The sequence below is a fragment of the Desulfosporosinus sp. FKB genome, from assembly GCF_002196705.1.
GTDB lineage: Bacteria > Bacillota > Desulfitobacteriia > Desulfitobacteriales > Desulfitobacteriaceae > Desulfosporosinus.
On the sequence record NZ_NADJ01000038.1, the window covers coordinates 390,074 to 411,305 of the forward strand.

22 protein-coding genes are annotated in these 21,232 nt (G+C 39.3%); 4 read left to right on the forward strand and 18 right to left on the reverse strand.

Annotation, left to right across the window (positions count from 1 at the left end; all coding sequences use genetic code 11):
• Positions 1 to 39 precede the first annotated feature (39 nt).
• Both B5Y67_RS18420 and B5Y67_RS18425 read right to left on the reverse strand, forming a co-directional pair.
• Complete coding sequence (locus B5Y67_RS18420) at positions 40 to 651, reverse strand: Crp/Fnr family transcriptional regulator (RefSeq protein WP_088227865.1); 612 nt, start codon at positions 649 to 651, stop codon at positions 40 to 42.
• On the reverse strand, positions 648 to 830 hold the full coding sequence (locus B5Y67_RS18425; RefSeq protein ID WP_088227866.1) for a type II toxin-antitoxin system HicB family antitoxin: 183 nt from the start codon (positions 828 to 830) through the stop codon (positions 648 to 650). Before B5Y67_RS18425 ends, B5Y67_RS18420 begins: the two co-directional genes overlap by 4 nt.
• Before the next feature lie 1,850 nt (positions 831 to 2,680).
• On the opposite strand from B5Y67_RS18425, the gene B5Y67_RS18435 reads away from it, so the two are divergent.
• On the forward strand, positions 2,681 to 3,844 hold the full coding sequence (locus tag B5Y67_RS18435; protein ID WP_088227868.1) for an MFS transporter: 1,164 nt from the start codon (positions 2,681 to 2,683) through the stop codon (positions 3,842 to 3,844).
• A gap of 864 nt (positions 3,845 to 4,708) precedes the next feature.
• Here B5Y67_RS18435 and B5Y67_RS18445 read toward each other — a convergent pair.
• Both B5Y67_RS18445 and B5Y67_RS18450 read right to left on the reverse strand, forming a co-directional pair.
• The gene (locus B5Y67_RS18445) at positions 4,709 to 4,981 is read right to left on the reverse strand and encodes a hypothetical protein (protein WP_088227870.1); all 273 of its coding nucleotides are present in this window, start codon (positions 4,979 to 4,981) and stop codon (positions 4,709 to 4,711) included.
• Between the two features lie 553 nt (positions 4,982 to 5,534).
• Entirely contained in the window at positions 5,535 to 6,728 is a 1,194-nt protein-coding gene (locus tag B5Y67_RS18450) for a hypothetical protein (RefSeq protein WP_088227871.1), read from the reverse strand.
• A gap of 644 nt (positions 6,729 to 7,372) precedes the next feature.
• Between B5Y67_RS18450 and B5Y67_RS25445 the strand changes: the two genes are divergently transcribed.
• The gene (locus B5Y67_RS25445; RefSeq protein WP_170932745.1) at positions 7,373 to 7,528 is read left to right on the forward strand and encodes a hypothetical protein; all 156 of its coding nucleotides are present in this window, start codon (positions 7,373 to 7,375) and stop codon (positions 7,526 to 7,528) included.
• 82 nt (positions 7,529 to 7,610) lie between these two features.
• On the opposite strand, the gene fusA is transcribed toward B5Y67_RS25445, so the two are convergent.
• Together fusA and iadA are read right to left on the reverse strand one after the other, a co-directional pair.
• Entirely contained in the window at positions 7,611 to 9,632 is a 2,022-nt protein-coding gene (fusA, locus tag B5Y67_RS18455) for an elongation factor G (RefSeq protein ID WP_088227872.1), read from the reverse strand.
• A gap of 141 nt (positions 9,633 to 9,773) precedes the next feature.
• Positions 9,774 to 10,937 carry a beta-aspartyl-peptidase gene (gene iadA / locus B5Y67_RS18460; RefSeq protein WP_088227873.1) on the reverse strand — a complete coding sequence of 388 codons (1,164 nt, stop codon included), beginning with the start codon at positions 10,935 to 10,937 and terminating at the stop codon, positions 9,774 to 9,776.
• Positions 10,938 to 11,125: 188 nt separating this feature from the next.
• On the opposite strand from iadA, the gene B5Y67_RS18465 reads away from it, so the two are divergent.
• The gene (locus B5Y67_RS18465; protein ID WP_088227874.1) at positions 11,126 to 12,661 is read left to right on the forward strand and encodes a polysaccharide biosynthesis protein; all 1,536 of its coding nucleotides are present in this window, start codon (positions 11,126 to 11,128) and stop codon (positions 12,659 to 12,661) included.
• Positions 12,662 to 12,671: 10 nt separating this feature from the next.
• On the opposite strand, the gene B5Y67_RS18470 is transcribed toward B5Y67_RS18465, so the two are convergent.
• Positions 12,672 to 12,929, reverse strand: coding sequence for a hypothetical protein (locus B5Y67_RS18470; protein ID WP_088227875.1), 258 nt, complete (start codon positions 12,927 to 12,929; stop codon positions 12,672 to 12,674).
• Positions 12,930 to 13,046: 117 nt separating this feature from the next.
• Here B5Y67_RS18470 and B5Y67_RS18475 point away from each other — a divergent pair, with 117 nt between their 5' ends.
• On the forward strand, positions 13,047 to 13,268 hold the full coding sequence (locus B5Y67_RS18475; RefSeq protein ID WP_047808207.1) for an alpha/beta-type small acid-soluble spore protein: 222 nt from the start codon (positions 13,047 to 13,049) through the stop codon (positions 13,266 to 13,268).
• Positions 13,269 to 13,311: 43 nt separating this feature from the next.
• On the opposite strand, the gene surE is transcribed toward B5Y67_RS18475, so the two are convergent.
• From surE to B5Y67_RS18530, 11 genes are all read right to left on the reverse strand, one after another.
• Positions 13,312 to 14,067 carry a 5'/3'-nucleotidase SurE gene (surE, locus tag B5Y67_RS18480; RefSeq protein WP_088227876.1) on the reverse strand — a complete coding sequence of 252 codons (756 nt, stop codon included), beginning with the start codon at positions 14,065 to 14,067 and terminating at the stop codon, positions 13,312 to 13,314.
• Positions 14,068 to 14,080: 13 nt separating this feature from the next.
• Positions 14,081 to 14,278 carry a YpmA family protein gene (locus B5Y67_RS18485; protein ID WP_088227877.1) on the reverse strand — a complete coding sequence of 66 codons (198 nt, stop codon included), beginning with the start codon at positions 14,276 to 14,278 and terminating at the stop codon, positions 14,081 to 14,083.
• 14 nt (positions 14,279 to 14,292) lie between these two features.
• Entirely contained in the window at positions 14,293 to 14,865 is a 573-nt protein-coding gene (gene folE, locus B5Y67_RS18490; protein ID WP_170932746.1) for a GTP cyclohydrolase I FolE, read from the reverse strand.
• Positions 14,866 to 14,902: 37 nt separating this feature from the next.
• The gene (locus B5Y67_RS18495) at positions 14,903 to 15,634 is read right to left on the reverse strand and encodes a 7-carboxy-7-deazaguanine synthase QueE (protein WP_088227878.1); all 732 of its coding nucleotides are present in this window, start codon (positions 15,632 to 15,634) and stop codon (positions 14,903 to 14,905) included.
• Positions 15,634 to 16,191, reverse strand: a complete 558-nt coding sequence (locus tag B5Y67_RS18500; RefSeq protein WP_088227879.1) for a DUF366 family protein — start codon at positions 16,189 to 16,191, stop codon at positions 15,634 to 15,636. The genes B5Y67_RS18495 and B5Y67_RS18500 overlap by 1 nt, the downstream gene beginning before the upstream one ends.
• Before the next feature lie 24 nt (positions 16,192 to 16,215).
• Positions 16,216 to 16,935 (reverse strand): 7-cyano-7-deazaguanine synthase QueC, encoded by a 720-nt coding sequence (gene queC, locus B5Y67_RS18505; protein WP_088227880.1) that lies wholly within the window; start codon positions 16,933 to 16,935, stop codon positions 16,216 to 16,218.
• 3 nt (positions 16,936 to 16,938) lie between these two features.
• Positions 16,939 to 17,316 carry a 6-carboxytetrahydropterin synthase QueD gene (gene queD / locus B5Y67_RS18510; RefSeq protein WP_088227881.1) on the reverse strand — a complete coding sequence of 126 codons (378 nt, stop codon included), beginning with the start codon at positions 17,314 to 17,316 and terminating at the stop codon, positions 16,939 to 16,941.
• A 99-nt stretch (positions 17,317 to 17,415) separates the two neighbouring features.
• Positions 17,416 to 18,582 carry a tetratricopeptide repeat protein gene (locus B5Y67_RS18515; protein WP_088227882.1) on the reverse strand — a complete coding sequence of 389 codons (1,167 nt, stop codon included), beginning with the start codon at positions 18,580 to 18,582 and terminating at the stop codon, positions 17,416 to 17,418.
• A 362-nt stretch (positions 18,583 to 18,944) separates the two neighbouring features.
• Complete coding sequence (locus B5Y67_RS18520) at positions 18,945 to 19,394, reverse strand: Fur family transcriptional regulator (protein WP_047808213.1); 450 nt, start codon at positions 19,392 to 19,394, stop codon at positions 18,945 to 18,947.
• Between the two features lie 71 nt (positions 19,395 to 19,465).
• A complete protein-coding gene (locus B5Y67_RS18525; RefSeq protein ID WP_088227883.1) occupies positions 19,466 to 20,740 on the reverse strand; it encodes a class I SAM-dependent rRNA methyltransferase in 1,275 nt (424 codons plus the stop codon).
• A 196-nt stretch (positions 20,741 to 20,936) separates the two neighbouring features.
• Positions 20,937 to 21,176, reverse strand: coding sequence for a YkuS family protein (locus B5Y67_RS18530; protein ID WP_088227884.1), 240 nt, complete (start codon positions 21,174 to 21,176; stop codon positions 20,937 to 20,939).
• Positions 21,177 to 21,232 lie beyond the last annotated feature (56 nt).

A 21,232-nucleotide genomic window follows, 5' to 3' on the forward strand; every position in this document is an offset into this window, starting at 1 on the left:
CTTCAGTAGGTAGTATAAAATATGGATAAAAAACTCTCATTAACATAGGTTAAAATCAATAGATTTTTTTATTCTTGATAGGGTAACATTGGTAACGCCAAGATACGAAGCCAGATGGTAATCAGGTATTCTTCCGACAAGGTCGGAATATTCAGTGCAGAAATGTCTAAACCTCTCTGTCGCCGAATTTATAAGAAATTCATATTCTCTGCGGAACTTATCCTCAACAAATAATTCAACGTAAGGTAAAGCAAACTTTTCCCAATAGCCATTACGAGTTAACCAGGAATAAAAAGATGAAAAATCGCAAACTGAGACTGTAACAGTTTCTAAAGCAGATATGTTGAAGAGACTATTATTTTTACGGGCTGAAGGAGCAATCGGCCATAACAATTGGTTCTCCCAGAAGAAACCCTTATTATAATCCTGCCCTTCTAAATTCGTATAAAAAAGTCTAATAATACCTTTATGGATAAAGAAAACTTTATCCCATTTCTCCCCGGCTTTGACGAGCATTTCGTTGTGACTATATTCCCTTTTAACAAATAACCCCGAAAGTTCGATTAAATCCTTTTCATCAATACTGATATTACTATAGAAAATTTTTTCTTTTAATAATTCTCCCAAAGCTTTTTTTTCATATTCTATCAAATTATTCCCCCCATTCTCTCCATGCCCCATAAATGCAACCCCAAAGCTTCTGCCACCATACTCTGAGCATGTTGAAAATTAACTCCCGAAGAAATACACCCAGGCAAATCAGGAAAAAATATACCAAATGTTCCATCGGTTGATGACTCAAGCACCGCAAAGTAAGTTACTTTTCGCAAGTTCATCCCTCCTTTCATTAAATTATACGTATAATACGTACGTCAATAGTTTAACCCTCAAGCCTCGGCTAAAGAATACCTTGTCCTCGCACTAGCAGAAATACGCTCGCGATGATTTTCAAAAACGAAGGCATTGCAAATTCCTCCCTAACCCGTGATTAAGATGTTTTCAATTCATCTCATTTATGCATCTCAGCACATTTATCTACAATAAGCTCTTTTTGCATGATTCGCCACACTGATACTTGATATAAACCTCCCTAATATTTGAGTGCCAATCGGAATGTCTGGCGGAGCAGCTATGGTGTACCATTCTTTTGTGTAAACGTTGTGGTTTGTTACCATCAGTTCGTAAAGGCACAGTACCGTCAATCCTTATCTCTGTGGCTATGGGTTTGTCTATGTTCAGGTGATTTCTTGTATAGTCGGGGGGGTGGAGAATGTACTACAAAATGAAATGAATTAATAAAATGATATTGAAGATAAGAATTAAATTAAGGAGGTGGAAAAGATGACACAGCTTTTACAGACGATCCAACACACGACACCATTGACGCAGAGTTTTATAGGGATGGTTATAATTTTTGTTGTAATGAGTACAGCAATGGTACTTGCGTATAAGTTCAAGTTACTAAGGGGAATAGGCGAATGAGTAGCGGATAAATTCACCCTGGGGCTTGTATATTTTACAACATAAACAAAATGGCTGTTGTTACGATTACCGCAGTTAATAAGGTCTTCTGTATTACAAATCGTACATACTTTCTCGCCTTCCTTCGGTTCCTCCACCTCGTATACCTCTGATAATGATTAAGTACGCTTTCTTGATATAACCCAAAAACTCAAAAACGTAAATCTTAAATTCGGAATTCTCTGCCTATTAGCTCGATTCATTTCTTCTAAAGTCTTGGAGGGTCTATCATCTTGGGCTTGTCACTCGAAGTATATTGAACATTGATAGACGTCTGGAGTATTTCATACGTAATAAATCTATTCTTTATTGAAATTTATGTATATCATTTTATCTCCGTGATTATACTAACCCAAAGAGGAGATGATCTTGTATGAAACTAAATATAAGAACGATGAAACAAATAAAACGGCAATCCAGAACAATAGTAAAAGCCTTAAGGAGAATAGTTTCTTTACCTTAAAGTAACGCAAAAAAGCCCACCTCTTATTAAGAAGTGGGCTTTTTCTTTCTTCTTTGAGAAAGTTTATCAACAGCCACCATAAAAATCCATATTTAAAACGTAGAACTATATAGATACTCTTTAGACTTTGCGAAGCCTCCGGACGCGGAGGCTCCTTTATGGCACTGGGCATTTTGACCATAATCCAAGTTCTGATCTTTCTCATTCTTATTCCCATGTAGATTCAGGATCTTGCGACTTAGGCGGCTTTGGGGGAGGATGCTTTGGCGGCGGAGGTAGATAAAAAAAAGGCCCCTCTTTAGGAGGGGTATATAGAGGTATATGGGTATATGGGTATATGGGTGTATGGGTGTATGGGTGTATGGGTGTATGGGTGTATGGGTGTATGGGTGTATGGGTGTATGGGTGTATGGGTAAATGGTAAATGGTAAATGGGTATATGGCCGTATTGACATTTGTAATAATAATACTTACTGATTGAAAAGACAAATCACATCTTTTAAAGTTTAGTATAAGAAATACTTATACTAGAAAGCTCACTCCGATCAAGGAAGTGGGCTTTCTTCATGCGCAGCGTCCGGCAACGCTGTTTATTTTATCGTGCTGGCGCTTGGAATTTTTTATGGTTTTTGCCAATAGTCAACCTTAATTGTGTTATACTAACAAATAACTAATTTCACTTAGGAGGTAATAAACGTGTCTGGCATAACGTTTAAAAGAAGTCTATTAGCTGCGATTACTGTCCTATTTTGGTTTGCTCAATATGTCTACATACCATTCCTTACACCCTACCTGCTATCTCTTTCGATATCGGCAACCATTGTGGGAGTTATTGTCGGGGCATACGGAGTCACCCAACTGCTTTTAAGGATTCCATTAGGAATTATTACTGATATTATCGGGAATCACAAAATTTTTATCATTATAGGTGCTTTCTTAGCCGGTACTTCTTCTATCATGATAATACTTTTTGGTTCACCTATTATGCTGTTTGTGGCTAATGCCCTATCGGGAGTTGCTTCGTCAACATGGATTTCTTTTACCTTGCTTTATTCTTCATACTATGACAAATCCGAAAGTACGAAAGCAATTGGCCTTATCACTTCCCTTATGAACGTCGGTATTTTAGCCGCGTTTTTACTCGGTGGAGTTTTTGAACAATTGGGCATACGCTCACTGTTTATCTTAAGTTTTGTATTCGGAATGACCGGCTTCATTCTCTCATTCTTTATCAAATCTGAGACTGCAGGCCGAACAAATGTCACTGCCGCCAGTCTTATCAAAGTAATGAAGAATAAGAAACTCTTAATAGTCTCTCTTTTGGGCGGTTTTGTTTGGTTTTTAATGTTTGGAACTGTGTACTCCTTTACAACGAGTACTGCAAAAGAGCTCGGTGCAACAGGCCTCCAACTTGGTGCTATTTATGTTTTATTTAGCATTATGAATATTATAGGCGCCTACTTCGTCAGTACAAAGGCTTCGAGTAAGCTTGGCGAAAAAAACAATATAACGTTAGGCTTTGTTTTACTTGCTGCATATTGTGCCGGAATAGCCGTCGCCCCTGAGCCTATCTGGTTCTTCCCGCTCCAAATGATCGGCGGGTTTGGCGCGGGCATCCTTACGGCGATTCTTATGGCCATAGCTGTAAGAGGCTTTGATGCAGATAAGAAATCCACAGCCATGGGTTTTTATCAATCGATATATTCACTCGGTATCACATTTGGACCAATAGTCATGGGCATTTTGATCGATCATTCATCCAAAGTCTTCTCATTTTCTGTCATGGCTATAATTGCCTTAGCCTGTTCAGTTTTCGTGTTGGCGATGTATAAGCTTAGTCCTCTATTTAAAGAAGCTTAACGGAGGGTTCCCACCTATCCCCTGCCTTCACTCATGATAGTGAAAAATAAACATCCAAAAGTTAATACTTAATAATACTATAAAAAGAACTCCCATTGGTTAGGATGGGAGTCTAGTGAGGTTAAAGTGAATGCCAATACACCTTAACTAATAAAAGGCTATCATCTTTCAAGTGTCTTGTCGATAGAAATTATATATGTTAATGATAAATTATATTTATTAAGATACCATTGTTTTGACAACAAACAAACTTATAGTTTTGTCAATCTCCTAGAATAATCTTTGCAAAAGGGCGCTTCTCATTTTCATGATAAGCGCCCTTTTGAATTCAGGAATCACCCTTTTTAGAATCCACACAAAGATTTTAACTTAGAGCATGTAAGAATTTTGCCGAATAAGGCCGTCTGAAATAAAAGACTTGTTGAAAAGACAATTTTCAACCTTTGGCGTCTCTCATCGAACAGCCTGAAACTTAGTTCTGCACTTGGGGCATTCCGTCATCTCACTGAAATAATCCCAGATTGAGTGACACATTTTACACTCTTTTATAAAAGGAACAAATGGAGCTCTATTCTCCGATATGTTATTCTCGATTTGATCTGGTTCTCCAGAATATTGTTTCCTGGAATTTTCAACTTCAGACTTGCCAACAGCAATAGACACAAGACAACGTCCTTTCCTCCATAATCGAATATTATTATAGATAATTATAAGAAAATGTCGACAACTCCGTCAATTAAGAAACCCCCTCGCAATTCGCACTATATTTCACTTATTTGAAGGAAATTATCTGTTTTCGGGAAGAAATTGCTCCCCTTCATTCAAAAGGTAGTTCAGACTCGATTTAAGACTAGAAGAAGTTAATTATTGTAAAATAAATAGTTTATGTTCTTCGAGAACAGATTCTAATTCAAGCATATACATACTTGTAACTTCTCTATTATCAGTACTCAGTTCCGCTAGTTCATTGAAGCTTATTTCATTCTGGCACTTTAATAACGTACGCAGTATTCCTCGGCTGGCTAAGGGGATCATCCAAAAGGTATTGGGATGTTGTAGCGTTTCAAACCAAGATTCAATTTTAATTCTATTGGCAAATATTTTGGCAAGAATTCCATTTTCCCTCGAATCAGACATTTTTCAAACCTCCTCCTTGTTGATTATATTGCAAGTAAGGATTTTCACAAAAAATACATATTAACAATATATTCAACATAAAAACACATAAACCTTCTAAACTCTGAAATTAGCTTCCGATAATTCACCTTGATTTAACTACAATATGAATTTTATTTACAAAAAGACTCTCATCATTTAATGACGAGAGTTGACGGAGGGTAAATCAAACGCCAGTAAACATTATGCCCAAGGGCTTGGGCAAATACCTTCAAATGTTTGCCAAATGCCACCCTATCCTGAGTTTATTATGACATAAGGAATATCAAAAGGAACCCAAACAAAAAACAAACCTCCGCGTCCGGAGGTTAAAGCGCAATGCCCCATTGTATATCCCGCTAAAAGATTCTGAGGGACACGGTTTAAGAAATCTTCTTCATTCTAAAAAAATCGTGAAACTAAGGAACATGAGGCATAAATATTTTTCTTACGACATATTATACTATATATTTACATATTTGTGTTAAAAAGTATCTTGGTAATTTATTACATTGAATGTTTGCATAGAAACTCACTAATTACTTTTTGGTTCCGTTTTTAGCAAATCCGTCGTATTAAAGGAGTTAGTCGCATTAACTTCCGGGATTTGAATTTCTATCGGAGAGTTTATTCCGGAAATATTAGAATTATAATTAAGGGTCATTTCCAAACTACCTTTTGGGGTATTTGAAGCCGATGATTTTTTGTCAACGGTACTCATAATTTGATTCAATTGATTTAAATTAATTTTAAGATTAATGGTTCCACTCTCTTTTATTAAATAACCATTATCAATATAATATTTTAGATCAATCCCTTTATCCCCTAAAAGAGTGACATTCTTCAATTGATCCATTTGAGTATTAAACATTGTCAAGAATTCAGTTTTATTTGCATTGAATTGTTCAAAAGCCTGATTAAAGGCACTGATGCTTTTTTCCTTGTCCGGTGCTTGACTCATTTGCAACGTGGAATTAACCAAATCTTTCACAAAATCCATAGCTTCTTTATCTTTTGTAAAATTATTAACGGTATAACGGATTAAATCTTTAAATTGCTTATCATTAAGTCTAATTTCATAGCATCGGACTAACTTATTGCCCTCATCAGTTGATATTAATTCAGTTGAATTAGTGACGGTGTTCAATTCCGGGTTAAATCGACTTGCATAACTTTTTAAAAAGTTAATTTCCTTTTCTTGAAATGTTTTACTGAATTCTAAAAGTTGCTTTAGGCTATCATTATCCAAACCAGAATCTTTCGAATCCAAAGGGTTAATGACTAAGTAATCTTTACTCGCAAACTGTTGAGGCAAAGAGCTTTTGGCAACTAAAGGAAGTTGTATAATTTCCTTAATTGATGGGGTATCCCCCGTCAAATCCGAGTCTACCCAAACGGGGACATTAATTTTCATTCCCGGAGTAACTACGTCCATCATAACTTTGCTCTTACCGACTGTTTTCTGATCATTATATGTAGATTCTACATCAAAATTGAGCGAAGCATTATTTAACAACGTAGCAACAGAATCGATTTGTTGTTGATCCTGAGGATCAAACCCCTGGCCACTGACGTGAAAATTCATCGTTGTTTGAATATGTGATGAATTAATCGTTTGCATGTTCAAGGCAGCGTTAAAAATTTCCTGTTCATTACTGCTGCAACCTGTTAAGACCAGAAGCAACATCGCAGCTAAAGCAAACCAGATTACTATTTTTCTCCTCTTCATTCATTTCCTCCCTCTCTACTATCTTAATAGGAACTATATTATATTATAATATACTTCATCCTACATTGTATATCGGTAAATTAGAGATTAATTTTCAGGTTTAAATTATTTTGCTTTTTTAGGTAAAAATAAGCAGAGGCTATTGCTTTGCGAACGTTCATTGCTCTAGCATCCCCTGCTTTCGGCGAAAGTGTCCACAGGACACTTTCGTCACCGAAGACCTGATGTTCAGCTTTAGCTGAACGAGTTCACTCCGTAACCGAAAAACTTCTCAAGATTGTAAATAAGAAGCCACATGTAAGCAAGGTAATAATTAATTTCATAATCAGCATCTCTTTCAATTAGTTGATATAGGTAAGTCACCCTTGCTTATAAGATTAAACTAGAATTCTTATGATTCCATGAACATTATATTAATAATATATTAAATTTTTGCAGGCATTCTATTTCTTGATGAATCACCCCTAAAACAGAAGTCACGGAGTTTGAATATCTTTTTCCGAATAAATTAATGGCATTATGTTTAAGATACTTTAGTCCTGGAGAATACATTAATTTTTTCAGGAAGTAATCACATCAACATTTATTATGCCAACTCAGGAAATACTGTATAGGGAATCAGCAAACTACAAGGAGGGTTCATAATGAGTAAAGATAAAGCCAGAAGAGAAGAATTAGCCGCAAAATATCCCGAAGCGGAACAACATTTTCAAAATATCAAGCAAGAAATGTATGAGCCTCAAATCGAGAGATTAGGAGAAACAAAAAAGGAACAAAAGCAACGTACTGAGGGTAATTGAGGTATTTCCTTTAAGCACCATGAGAAGGACTGATATTCAGAGAGGTATCAGTCCTTCTTTCCCGTTCCATCTTTTAGAGGTACTAATGGTTATGGGCCACCTTAAGCTGATTTACGATGGTTTCGCTAATTCTATCCGGAACCTCTTCATACTGTAGAAATTTAAGTGTAAATGACCCTCTTCCTTGAGTAAGAGCCCTTAAATCAATTGCATAACGCATCATTTCAGCCTGAGGCACGTGAGCCTTGATGACTTGATATTTTCCGCAGGTCTCCATCCCTAATACTTTTCCCCGTTTCGTATTAAAATCTCCGATGACATCACCCATGAAGATTTCAGGTACTTTAACTTCAACTTCCACCACCGGCTCAAGCAACGTTGGTTTTGCCAATTCGACTCCCTTACGAAAGGCAATTATGGCGGCCAGTTTAAAGGCCATTTCCGACGAATCAACGGAGTGATAAGACCCATCACAGAGAGTGACCTTTATATCGGTCACAGGATATCCAACCATAGCCCCTTCGGTCATGGCTTCCCGAATTCCTTTTTCCACTGCTGGGATGTACTGTTTAGGGACTGACCCTCCGAATATCTCCTCCGAAAATTCAAAATCTTTACCATCTAAAGGTTCCAGATTAATCCAGACATGACCATATTGTCCATGCCCGCCTGTTTGTTTTTTATGCTTCCCTTCAACTTTCACAGCTTTACGAATCGTTTCACGATATGGAACTCGCGGAACTTTGATAGCTACAGCAACTCCAAACTTGCGAGCTAATTTTTCCTGGAGAATATCAAGGTGCATTTCACCTAAACCAATTAACAATAATTCTTTTGTTTCTATGTTTTTGCTAAGTTTGATGGTAGGGTCTTCTTCGGCTAATCTTGCTAAAGAATTACCTAGTTTATCTTCGTCGCCCTTGCTCTTTGGCTCAATGGCCATCGATAAGGTTGGAATTGGAAAATCTATATCCTCTAATTGGAGCGGATGTTCTTTAGTGCATAAGGTATCCCCTGTTTTTACACTTTGCAATTTGGCGGCAACTGCTATATCTCCCGCTGGAACAGATGCAATGGGTTCCTGGGTTTTGCCTCTCAAATATAAGGGTTGACCAATTTTTTCTTCAACATCTCGATTAACATTATAGACCATGGATTCTGAGGAAAAAGCACCTCCATATACTCGAAAAAAAGACATCTTTCCAACATAGGGATCAGCAAGGGTTTTAAAAACTAAAGCAGCTTTTTGTGGTAAAACCTCGGGTGAAGGAACTAAATTGACAAAGAAATTGAGAAGATTTTTAACGCCGATATTTTTAAACGCTGAGCCGCAAAGTACAGGGATCACGAGATTTTGCTTCAATGCTAAACGTAAAGCCGTTTGCAAATCCTGACACGTTAACGATTCTCCATCGAGATATTTCGTCAGGATTTCATCATCAGCTTCGGCAACCGCTTCTGTCAGCTGTTCTTGTAGGAGGTTTAATTCATCTTGATAGTTTTCAGGGACTTCCTGCACCACATACTTGCCGCTTCCGTTTGTCTCAAAATTGTACATCTTATTTTCGATAATATCGATTACTCCATGAAAATCCGCTTCAAGTCCAACTGGAATTTGTAAGGGAGCAAAGCGGGCATCTGGGTATACGTCTTTCAGTTGATCAATAATTTTATTAAAATTGGCATTCTCACGATCCAGTTTGTTAATAAATATAACTCTCGGCAGCTTCTTTTCTTCCATAAGTTCCATAGTAATTTCAGCCTGTACTTCCAGACCTGATACACCATTGAGAACAATAACCCCGCACTCTGCAACTCTCAGGGCACTTATGACTTCCCCAAAGAAATCCGAATATCCTGGAGTATCGAGAACATTGACCTTAACTCCTTGCCATTCAATAGGAATAAGACTCGTACTAATCGACACTTTGTGTTTAATTTCTTCTGGCAAAAAATCCGAGACTGTGTTTCCTTCAGTGATTTTGCCGATTCGGTTGATCACACCCGAGTTGAAGAGAAAAGCTTCCGACAGAGAAGTCTTTCCCACTCCACCATGGCCGACCAGACAGATATTACGAAGATTTTTCGTGTCATAGTTCTTCAAGACGATCCCTCCTAGTATGTTATTAAGAAAAGGTCTTAGCCTTTTACTTGCAACAGTAATTGGGAGCTTTGATTAAAGTCTGAAGATAATAGTTTTGATTAGTTTATTGAGCCGAGCAGGTCAAGTATTCTCATTATAAAATTATTTCTTTTCGTAGGTACCCTTTACGATGGGCTTTTTATTCCTTACCATATAGTTTCCTTTGGCCCAGACATCTCGAACCTGTAAAGACTCATCGAGAACTACCAGGTCAGCATCATAACCTACTCGTATCATGCCTTTATTTTTGAGAGACAGGACTCCGGCCACGTTAGATGTTATGGTACTCAAAGCCTTTTCTAAGGCTACTCCATGATGATGTACGGCTTCTCGAACATCACGCCATAAAACTTCGACAGAGCCAACACCCATGCCAACTAAAACACCCTCTTCGTTATATTCGGGCATACTTCCATTTCCATCCGAAGTTACGGTAATTCGTTCATTGAGAAGATCGCGTTGTGCTAACATTGAAAGGACAGCCGGCACCTGAAGTTCAGCGGGAAAATCATCACACCCTGCCGTTAAATCAATGTGTCCTCCTGCCTGCAAGAACTGAATTCCCTGTTCTATCAAGGAATGAGTACGATTAATATGAGTTGGCATAAATTGAGTAATAGGAATCTCAGTTTGTTCAAGAATCTTCCATATATAATCGAGTCCACGCTTCCCCTCCCCAAGATGGAGATGAACGACGCCGGCTTTTCCCCCGAGCATTCCACCGACTCGAGCTTCTGAAGCTAAACGTTCAAGCTCGGCAATTTGAGGTTGAGCAGAACGGTGATCTGAAATTGCGATTTCTCCTGCACCGATTACTTTTTCAATCAGGGCCAAGTCTTGCTGCAGCGTTGGCAAAAGTGTTCTTACTGGTACTTGATAGGCACCGCTGTAGATAAAGGTGCTTATTCCCTCATCTTCCAGAGCATAGGCCTTCGTGAGGAGCTCTGGAATTGAGCGAGAAACCGAATCTGTCCCTAAGCAGCCGACAACGGTGGTTGTTCCGCTTAGAGTGAGCTGAGACAGTTGAATTTCTGGAGTTCTGGAAGCCGGACCCGCTTCCCCTCCGCCGCCGCAGATATGGACATGAGCATCTATAAAACCAGGAGTTAAGATCAAGCCATGAAGATCAATCTCTTCTCCCTCGACAAAGTCAGGTAAATGCAGATCCCTCCCGATAACTGCAATACTCGAACCAACAATGAGTACATCTGTTTCTTCAATATATTTCGGACTATATATCTTTGCGTTCTTGAGCAGTTGCCACATTATGATTCCTCCCTTGAGGTAGAATGCCCCATTTTAAGAACCATATTCCTCCATGGAAAACTTTTCTCTATACAACAGTAAAATCCTTTTGATTTTCACAGCTCAGTAAAATATTTCTTAAGCATTTCCTTATTTCCCTGCGCATATGGTTAGAAGTAACGATATTGCCATAGTTGTGGAGGATAAAAATGCCAAGAAGGACCTTTGTCTACGGTGCGACGATTCTCTTAGGCGCTAATTTATTGAACCGCGTATTAGGCTTTACTTATCAATATTTAATCATGGCCCATATAGGTGGAGAAGCCTACGGACTCTTTAATATGGTCTTTCCACTATATATGCTGGCTCTGGTTTTTACGACAGCCGGAATTCCCCTTGCCATTGCCAAAATGGTCGCCGAAGAGGTTTCCTTAGGAAGAGCTTATCAAGCTCGTTCTATCTTTCGCCTTGCCTTTTGGCTTCTTACAGTTTCGGGGGCATTAGTTTCATCAGGCCTCTATTTCCTGACACCCTACATCGCGCACAGACTTTTTCCTGATCCCAGAGTCCTGACGATTTTTCAGATTTGTACACCCGCTATCTTCATAGTTTCTATCTCCTCAGTCTTTCGAGGTTATTTTCAAGGCTTACAAAACATGGTTCCTACAGCAGTAAGCCAAATTTGTGAACAAATTGTCCGCGTTGGTGTAGGCTATACAACAGCCATTTACCTTCTCAAAGCCGGTGTTGAATGGGCCGCGGCGGGATTAGCCTTCGGTATGCTGGCCGGAGAAGCCGTAGGCCTTTTTGTAATTATCATCCATTACCTTAGGTCTCGAATACCCTTAGAAAAAAGTCCGGCCTCCCAGCCTTCTACGGGCTATATTTTAAGGCAATTATGGCATCTCGCTTCTCCAGTCACCATCGGAAGATTATTTTCTACCGGACTGTCCGCTTTAGATGCGATGCTTATCCCCCAACGTTTGCACGCTGCCGGTTACAGTGCTCGGGAAGCAACTACTTTGTTCGGACAATTAGGGGGCTCTGCCTTTACCTTGCTTACCTTTCCCAGCGTCTTTACCTTTGCCTTAGCAACGTCACTAGTTCCATCTATTTCTGAAGCAGCAGCTCAACATCAGTTCCATATTGTCCGTGCTCGAAGCGTTGAAGCAATTCGTTTAACAATCTTGATTGGTATTCCCTGTCTGATCACTCTCTTTTATTTTTCCCGCCCACTTACGGCATTTTTTAAAAGTCCTGAAATCTCCCCAATTTTGCGAATCTTAGCATTAGGTGGTATTTTTTCCTACATTCAACAAACAACGACAGGGATTCTGCAAGGGCTCGGAAAAGTTCAACTTCCGGTTCTTCATTCAATTATTGCAGCCATGCTGCGGATCCCCATTTTGATCTACCTTACCGGCCTTCCTCAATGGGGTCTACGCGGAACCGCCTGGGCTTATGTAATTGGTTTTATTATTATGGCTGTTTTGAACCTTCTAGCTATCTCACGAAGCAGCGGCATGCCTATTGACCTTCAGCGTTTTCTCCTCCAACCCTTTAGCGGAGGTATCACCATGATTCTTGCTTTTAGCCTCTTAGACCCTATCCTAGGCGGAAACTTAGTAGGCTATAGTTTGGAATTTTCCTGTGGAGTTTTGCTTTACGGTATAGTTCTGGTTCTCAATGGCGGCATAACCTTCTCAGATTTAAGACGACTGCCTTGGCTCGGGAAATTTTTATAGCCTTAAAAAATCATCTCCACCAACGACTAAATTGTTCTCCCCATTGCCAATACGATAACAAAAGCAAAATACCAATAAAAAGAACAATCAGAAACTTATATATAAAATACACTTTTATTACTTTTAATATCACTAACAATGCGCCTAAAAAAATAGGGACAACTAATAGTTTAATTACAGAGCTTGAACGTTCTTTATTTCTGAAACTTGGGAACGATAGAAGCAAAGCAAAAATAATAACGTAAACTATAAAAGATCCAAATATCATGAAACTTCCTTCCTTAACAAAAAGAAATAAGATATCCAATTTTTTAGCACTATAAAGCTTGAAAAAATGTAAATACTATCATTGTACGGATAAAGATAAGAGGGAGGAGATTTATATATGAGTCGTCGCAATAGAAACGCCGGTATTTTACCGCAGCCGGTTTTAGAACAATTCAAATGGGAAGTCGCTGAGGAATTAGGTCTTAGTTCTAAGATTCAAACCCAAGGCTGGGAAAACATGACCTCCCGAGAATGTGGGCATGTTGGCGGCAGAATCGGCGGAAGTATGGTAAAGACAATGATCCGACGAGCAAAAGAATCTCTGAATACTCCCGTCTAAACCGTATTCTGCAATAAAGGAGTACAGAAATTTCTGTACTCCTTTATTTCTTAGCCAATACTTCAGTCCAAAACGACAAACTCGCATAATCCGTTAAATCACTATGAACCGGAGTGATGGAAATAAAATCCTCCTGAATTGCCCGTAAATCCGTATCGCTTTCATTATCTGGAGTCATAGTCCCACTTTGCCAATAATAAAGCCTTCCTCTGGGATCAGTTCGTTGTTCAAAAATATTTTCATAAACTGCTTTACCTAATCTTGTTACTTTCAGCCCCTGCCACTCATGGCGAGGTTTTCCGGGAAGATTTAAATTAATCAATCCCTTATGATTCAACTTGAGAAAAAGATTCAAATTCTCAGCGAGATAGGCTGCCGCGGGTTCAAAATCCTGATATTCAAAGCTGGCTAAAGACACAGCGATAGAGGGAATGCCCAACAAAACTCCTTCCATAGCTGCGGAAACTGTTCCGGAATAAAAAATATCCGTCCCTAAATTAGGACCTTGATTAATCCCAGAAATCAAAAGATCAGGTTTAGGAATAAGTTCACCTTGAATTGCAAGTTTTACACAATCGGATGGAGTTCCGCTTATAGCAAATCCTTTAAAGGATTCTTTCAGCAGATGTTCGGTCACAAATAAAGGATTAAATAACGTAATGGAGTGACCCGTTGCTGAGCGCTGACCATCCGGTGCTACAATGCTGACGTCATATCCGTTATGATTGGCAAGAACCTCGTAGAGCGTTTGAATTCCTGGAGCGAAATAACCGTCATCATTAGTCAATAAAATATGCATATCTTCCCTCCTATTACTCTACTTCATAAATCGACACAACCATTTTATCCTCTTTTTTGGTTAACCCAAACATTAGTCGATAATCTTTCAAGTTTTTATTGAGAAAATCAACCACTTTATAAAGTTCTCGATTAGGGCTAACCTTCTGTGTCGCAATAAGTTCGAGTTTTCCCGGCCGCTCCGGTATAGGAGAAGTAGGTCTCTCATCCATAGGATACCTCTTTCTTAGTTTTTATGACCTTGAATTAAGGAAAAAGCCTCTGATCTCGTTATAGGATTCGTTTTAAAAATTCCCCGGACAGCAGAAGTAAGCGTTCTTGAACCTGCCTTTTTTACCCCCCGCATGGTCATACACATATGCTCAGCTTCAATAACAACAAGCACCCCTAAAGGTGAGAGTTCAGCCATAATTGCATCAGCAACCTGGGATGTCAAGCGTTCCTGAAGTTGAGGTCTGCGGGCAAAGCCCTCTACGACCCGAGCGAATTTCGACAAACCGGTGATTTTCCCTTTCCTGGGAATATAAGCAACATGAGCTTTCCCATAAAAAGGAACAAGATGATGTTCACACATGGAATAGACTGGGATATCCTTAACAATCACCATTTCTTCATGTTCTTCTGAAAACTGTACTTTCAAATGTCTGCTGGGGTCTTCATGCAGACCTGCAAATACCTCGGCGTACATCCTGGCAACACGCTTTGGTGTGTCTTGAAGTCCTTCTCTTTTAGGATCCTCCCCTATTGCTTCTAAAATCATATATACAGCCTGCTCAATTTTTTCTAAATCCATCCCCATAATCATTTCTCCTTTACACGATGATCCCTCACTATTCCTATAACTGCCCCATAAAGACATGGGTTTGAGGAATAACTCGGACATTCATAAGCTTTTCTAAAAAGAATCCCTGCCAATCTAAAAGCTGGCCGGGTTTGGGACTCTCGCAACCGTTGACTTTGGTGACGGGCTGTAAAATAGTCAGCAATGACGGTTTGACGCCCGCAATTAAATCCCGAGCCTTTTGAAGATCCTCTAATTTGCTTTTCTCAGTCACAACAATTTTAAGAAATACCTCTTTGGCGAGACTTTTACGCAGGAAATCTTCGTGAGCATCCCAAAAGACCTCTTCTCCGAAAGGTAACTTGATATCCATACTGATAATATCAACAAGTGACAATATTTTGAGAAGTTGGGACGGTAGTGTTCCGTTGGTTTCCAGATAAATCGGAAGATTCTTCTTCTTGATTAAGGGTAGAAACGACGAAAGTTCATCAGCCCAAAGAAGAGGTTCTCCGCCAGTGATGCTTAGGGAATGATGGAGAGAAAAATCGTAAGACTGAAGCAACTCTACTAGTTCGAAAATATCAATAGGATTTTTGAACTCACGAAAACTTCGCGAACCTGGGGTGGGTTCCATACGAAAATGTTTCGGTACTATAGTCTCTGTATCACAATATGGACATTTTAAATTGCAGCGAGGAAACCTTAAGAAAATTTGACGTGTTCCGACGTACGGTCCTTCTCCTTGAATCGATGAAAAGATTTCAGTTACCGGTATCTTAAGCATCACATAACCCCTCGAACTTTACAGCGGGCATGGCGCATGGACAAGACCTCAGCACAATAACGTTTGGCAACGTTTTCACCGAATTCAAAAACATTTTGGACTTGAAGATCATTTAAGCCAGTCGTCGGAATAGGAGTATTATGGTTGGAAACGTTTAAGCCGCAGTGGATAAGCGTAGAAACTGGCGAAAGGGTTGCAATACTTACTGAAAGCTTTCGGTCTCCATTATAGATGTCATCTCCAGTTCGCCTCAGAGTAGTCGCCCCTAATTTTTCCAGTTCTTCTTTAATAGTTGCTATTAGTAAGCGCTGCCGAATAATCGTCTTTTCTAAATCCATTTCAAAATGTTCAACGATAAAATGCAGCATGTCCTCACTATATATCCAATCTTGTGCTGCTACATCTTCCATGTCCACCATCTCATTTTGTTCAACGCGGCATGCTCCTCGAAATACACACATACTATCCCCCATTAAACCAAAGTTTTTGTAGGTAAACAGGGATTGAAGCTGACTCCCATCATAGTTGAGAGGATTATGATGAATATGATATTTCAAGACTATTCCCTCTTTTCGCGGCCTTTAATTCGCTTTAAAATTTAAAAATAAAGGAGTGTCAAACAGTTTATTAACCAAAGCCTGAGCCTCGTTTGAGATTAAAGCTCGTTTCATTCTCAAACAACTCTCGCAATGTCCACAAAGTCGCTGTCCATTTTCATAACAGCTCCAAACCTTTTCAAATGGAATATTGAGTCTTAAGCCTTCTCGGACAATTTCTGATTTTGATAACGCTGCAGTAGGGCTTGCAACCGTCACCGTATTTTGGGTTGAGTATTTAAAGCAATCATTCATTGCGTTCATGAATCCTAAAGAATTATCCGGAAATGTTGCCGCCTCTTCGCGATTGAAACCCGTAATCAGGGTTACCGCTTCACCCATATTTTCGGCAAATACGGCGGCAATGTTCATAAACAAGCCATTTCGATTAGGTACCCAAACCTGATGAGCACTTTTAAGAGCCTCTTTTTCAATATTATCAAGTTGATCAAACTCAAGTTGGGGCAGATCTGTTGTACGATTAACCAAGGCAGTATGAGTCTGCTCTTGAAGAAAAGGCAAAGCAATAATTTCATGGTGGATATTATAATGATCGGCAATCTCACGAGATGCAGAGATTTCCTTCTCCTTTGCCCGTTGACCATAATCAAACGTTATGGCTAAATCCAGGGTTGCTTTCTCGAGAAATAGGGCCATAGCCACTGTTGAATCTAAACCGCCCGATAGTAAAACGATACCGGCCAAAAGTCAGTCCTCCTTATAAATTGCCCAGGCATCTGGAGCTTCGAAAACTTTCACCCATACTAAGTGATTTTCACCTAGTACTAAATTCTGCTTAAATTCACAGAATAGAAATTGGGCTATCAGCTCTGCCGTAGGATTGACTCCTTCGGGCCCAAACGCCGGCAAATCATTAAGCAGGCTGTGATCTAACAAATCAAGAGTCTTTCTAATCGCCTGTTTTACTTCACTAAAATCTACCAACATTCCTAAATTGTCTAATTGCCTGCCTTCGATGCAAACGACAACATTCCAACGATGCCCATGCAAATTGGAACACTTGCCATTGTAATTGCGGATAAAATGGGCGGCATCAAAATGCGCCTGAACACATACCTGAAACATAGTTAACTCCTTATTTGAGATAATAATATCTATATTAACATTTTTAGTTACAAAAGAAAAATGAAACTTAGACAAAAGAAGAAGGGTTTTCCCTTCTTCTTAGGCTAATTTCAGTGCTTTATTATAGCAATCAATGGCTGTATCGTACTGATTCATTTGATCGTAGACATTTCCCAGTAAAGCCCATCCCGCCGAATGATCGGGGTCTATTTCTATAAGTTTATTTAGAGATTCTATACACTCCTGCCAATTACCTTTACGAGTAAGACAGACACTAAGGTTATAAAGAATCAACGGGTGATCGGGGCTTAACTCCAAGGCCTTTTGATAGTATTCTGCCGCCCTTCTTGATCTTCCTTGCTGAACAAGGGTAAAGGCCAGGTTGTTGAGTAAAATTGGATCTTGGGGATAAATTTTTATAGCCCGATCCAGGAGGTTTAATGCTTCCTGAGTTCGCCCCTGATTTTGATAGACTGCAGCAAGATTACTTAAAGAATCATAATGATCCGGTTCATACTTAAGGGTGAATTTGTAATATTGGATTCCCTTTTTTATCTGACCGGTTTGAATATAACAATAGGCTAATCTTGCTGCTAAATCAGGCGTTCCGCCATAGCGAAGGGCCCGATCAAAACTAAAGCAAGCATCGGCCAATTGCTCCAATTTCAAGTGCATTTCTCCCTTTTCTTCCCAGTATCGAGATTCACGCGGTACCAATTGACAACACCCTTGAAAACAGCGCAAGGCTTCTTGATATTCTTCATGATAAGCATAAATAATCCCCAGACGATAATAGGTTTCTGCATTTTTAGGTTCTGCCCGACAGGAATTATCAAGAGCCTTAACTCCCTCCTGCCAATTTCCTTGTTCCAAATGACAATCTGCAAGGATCTCCCAGAACCTTGCGTTTTGCGGTTTTAATTTAAGCGCTTCCTCAATAGTATTTTTCGCTTGGAGAATGAGACCTTGTCCAAGATAACATTGTGCTAAGAGACCGCATATCATTCCAGATTCATCATTGTCCTTTTGCTCCAAGGATTCCAAATAATCCCTTGCTTCTTGAAATGCCTGAACTTCAATTAAATGTTCGACTTCACCGAGTCGAAACTTACCTTTGCCTTGCTTCAATAAATCTACCCATTCCTGGATAGCTACATCCGTTTTTCCCAGCCAAAAGTGCCATTTTGCTTGCAAAGAATTCCACAGATATGTTTTCCTGAGAGATGGCCTTTTTTGTTTGACGTTTGAGACCAAAGGTACACCCATTGTCTCAGCCCCTTTTTTTACTTATTTTTCCATTATTTCATTCTCCTTTTTTTCTTTTAATCCTTCTGCCACACTCGGGAATCGAACGCCAAAAGCCTTGGATATACGCGATTATTCATTAAACTAGGTATGTTTTTCCTTTGCTCTCGTCAGATTATTATAATTGCTCCTTTATTTATGTCATAATAAGTATTTATTCCTATAAATCAGCAGTGAACTCGTTCAGCTAAGAAACTTCGTTCTGACAGCAAAAAAAACTCAGCGAATTGCCGAGTTTTTGTAAACAGAGGTTATATCTTTAATGTTCTATCAGTGAAAAAGATTAGACTTATAATTTCGATTTTAATGCAAAGGCGGCGCATTCATTGCGCCCCTTCGCATTTAGAACAATAGCCATAAAATTTTAAATCGTGGTCGGAAACTTTAAAATGATTTCGTTTCATAATGACAGCTTCTAAAGACTCTAATAAATCATCATCAAATTCCGAAACATTTCCACAGCGTAAGCAGATAAGGTGATGGTGATGATGATGTTCATCCTTACGACTAAATTCATAACGAGTTCGGCCATCTCCAAAATCGTTCTTAATAAGAACTCCAATTTCCGCCAATATATCTAGAGTCCGATAAACGGTAGCAAGACCTATCTCCGGATTTTCGTTTTTAACGAGCATATATACTTCTTCGGCGCTTAAATGCCGATCCACATGTTCCACAAACATGTGGAGAATCGTCTGTCGTTGAGGAGTTACTTTATAGGAGTGATTACGCAGCAAGTTGCAGATATTCTCAAACGTTCTAAAATTCTCCATCAATGCCCCCCCTCCATATATTTCCTATTATAAGACATTATTTTCACTTTGCAAAGTGATTTTAAGAAATATTAACGAGTAAAGACTTCGTAAATTGCGAACTTCAGATAGTCTGTTTCCTCACTTCCTAATAGAACCGGATGATCTTTACCGGCACGGCGAAATTCTACTAAGCGCAAGATTTTATGGGCATCTGCTGCAGCTTCCTGCAACATTTTTTGAAAGCGTGCAGCACTTAAGTGGTATGAGCAGGATGCGGTTATTAAAACACCGCCATCTCGAACTAACTTCATCCCTTGAAGATTTATCTCCTTATAGCCCCGCAGCGCTCCTTCCAAAGCTTGACGGCTTTTAGCAAAGGCCGGAGGATCTAAAATGACGACATCCCAAGTTTTCTTATCGTTCACTTGTTTTCTTAAAAAATCAAAAGCATTTTCGGCAACAAATTGAGTACGATGAAGGAATCCATTAAGCAAAGCATTTCTGTTGGCCATTTCAATAGCTTTCTCTGAGATATCAACACAAGTAACCTTTTTAGCCCCATACAGACAGGCATGCAACATAAATGATCCTGTATGGGAAAAGCAATCTAAGACCTCAGCACCATCCCAAAACGGATTTTTAATTTCTTTTCCCTTTTTATCTCGAGGACATCCATCAGGATCCTGATAAATCCCATGACTCGCTCCCCATCCAGTCATAATAGGCTTTAAGGAAGCTCGATTTTCACGTTGGTCAAAGAAATACCCTGTTTTCTGTCCTTCAGCTACATCGACCATGATCTTTAACCCATTTTCCTGGAGGATTATTTGGGTATCAAAAGGAGTGTCCACGAAGCCAACTCTCTCTTCCAGGCCTTCCAAACGCCGAACAGAAACATCACTTCGTTCATAAATCCCCCGCGGATTGAAAATTCTCTTTAAAGCCTGAACAATCCATTGTCGCCGGACTTCCATGCCAAGGGCAAGAATTTGAACTACAAGAACATCTTCATATTTATCAATAATTAGACCAGGCAAGAAATCCGCTTCACCATGGACGATCCGGCAGGAGGTTATATTAGATAATAACCATTGCCGCCGCTTCCAAGCATTTTGAATTTTATCTAAAAAATAGTCTTCATCAATGGGTTTTTCCGAATAGGATATCACTCGCAGAATTAGCTGCGACACGGGGTTATAAAATCCTTGGGCCAAGAAATGTCCGTCGTGGTTTAAAATATGTACAATATCCCCTCCCGAGGGATTCCCTTCGATTCTGCCAATTTCTCCGGGATAGATCCACGGATGCCCTTGTTCAAGCCTTCTTTTGCGATTTTTTATTAGAAACACTCTTGGTATAGACATAAAAGATCCTCGCTTTCAAAAACGTAAAGATTCATATCTTTAAAATATACCGTGAAATCAAAAGAAAGGAAAGCTTCCATTTCCCTTTCTTTCAAAGTTTCAGACAATATCGCTTCATTTCATGTTAAAAAGCCATCCTTGTTGGATGGCTTTCTAATAAACGGTTGTTCAGCTTTACCTGAACGAGTTCACTCTGTTAGGAAAAACGATCCCTAAGAACCTCAACGACTTCTTCCGCGCTCCGACCAGAGGCATTAATAACCGGCAATTTCACTGGCCAATCCGGTGATAAATTATTAGTTCCATCACCCTTAACGACAACTGCCTGTATATTATACAATGCCTTTCCTTCTAAAGGAGCGGTTTTAAAGCCCGAAGCATGTAATGCTTGCACTACATTGGTGAGTCCATCTTCTACAGCAATCATTTTATACATTTATTTTTTCACCCTCTCCTCGAATTAAACTTAGTTTTCCACCGATAAATGATCTT

Bases quoted from the DNA above. Each gene is read 5' to 3' on its own strand.
- B5Y67_RS18445 (WP_088227870.1), bottom strand. From the start codon at position 4,981: ATGTCTGATTCGAGGGAAAATGGAATTCTTGCCAAAATATTTGCCAAT.
- B5Y67_RS18450 (WP_088227871.1), bottom strand. From the start codon at position 6,728: ATGAAGAGGAGAAAAATAGTAATCTGGTTTGCTTTAGCTGCGATGTTG.
- B5Y67_RS25445 (WP_170932745.1), top strand. From the start codon at position 7,373: ATGAGTAAAGATAAAGCCAGAAGAGAAGAATTAGCCGCAAAATATCCC.
- iadA (WP_088227873.1), bottom strand. From the start codon at position 10,937: ATGTGGCAACTGCTCAAGAACGCAAAGATATATAGTCCGAAATATATT.
- B5Y67_RS18465 (WP_088227874.1), top strand. From the start codon at position 11,126: ATGCCAAGAAGGACCTTTGTCTACGGTGCGACGATTCTCTTAGGCGCT.
- B5Y67_RS18470 (WP_088227875.1), bottom strand. From the start codon at position 12,929: ATGATATTTGGATCTTTTATAGTTTACGTTATTATTTTTGCTTTGCTT.
- B5Y67_RS18475 (WP_047808207.1), top strand. From the start codon at position 13,047: ATGAGTCGTCGCAATAGAAACGCCGGTATTTTACCGCAGCCGGTTTTA.
- surE (WP_088227876.1), bottom strand. From the start codon at position 14,067: ATGCATATTTTATTGACTAATGATGACGGTTATTTCGCTCCAGGAATT.
- B5Y67_RS18485 (WP_088227877.1), bottom strand. From the start codon at position 14,278: ATGGATGAGAGACCTACTTCTCCTATACCGGAGCGGCCGGGAAAACTC.
- folE (WP_170932746.1), bottom strand. From the start codon at position 14,865: ATGGGGATGGATTTAGAAAAAATTGAGCAGGCTGTATATATGATTTTA.
- B5Y67_RS18495 (WP_088227878.1), bottom strand. From the start codon at position 15,634: ATGCTTAAGATACCGGTAACTGAAATCTTTTCATCGATTCAAGGAGAA.
- queD (WP_088227881.1), bottom strand. From the start codon at position 17,316: ATGTTTCAGGTATGTGTTCAGGCGCATTTTGATGCCGCCCATTTTATC.
- B5Y67_RS18515 (WP_088227882.1), bottom strand. From the start codon at position 18,582: ATGGGTGTACCTTTGGTCTCAAACGTCAAACAAAAAAGGCCATCTCTC.
- B5Y67_RS18520 (WP_047808213.1), bottom strand. From the start codon at position 19,394: ATGGAGAATTTTAGAACGTTTGAGAATATCTGCAACTTGCTGCGTAAT.
- B5Y67_RS18525 (WP_088227883.1), bottom strand. From the start codon at position 20,740: ATGTCTATACCAAGAGTGTTTCTAATAAAAAATCGCAAAAGAAGGCTT.
- B5Y67_RS18530 (WP_088227884.1), bottom strand. From the start codon at position 21,176: ATGTATAAAATGATTGCTGTAGAAGATGGACTCACCAATGTAGTGCAA.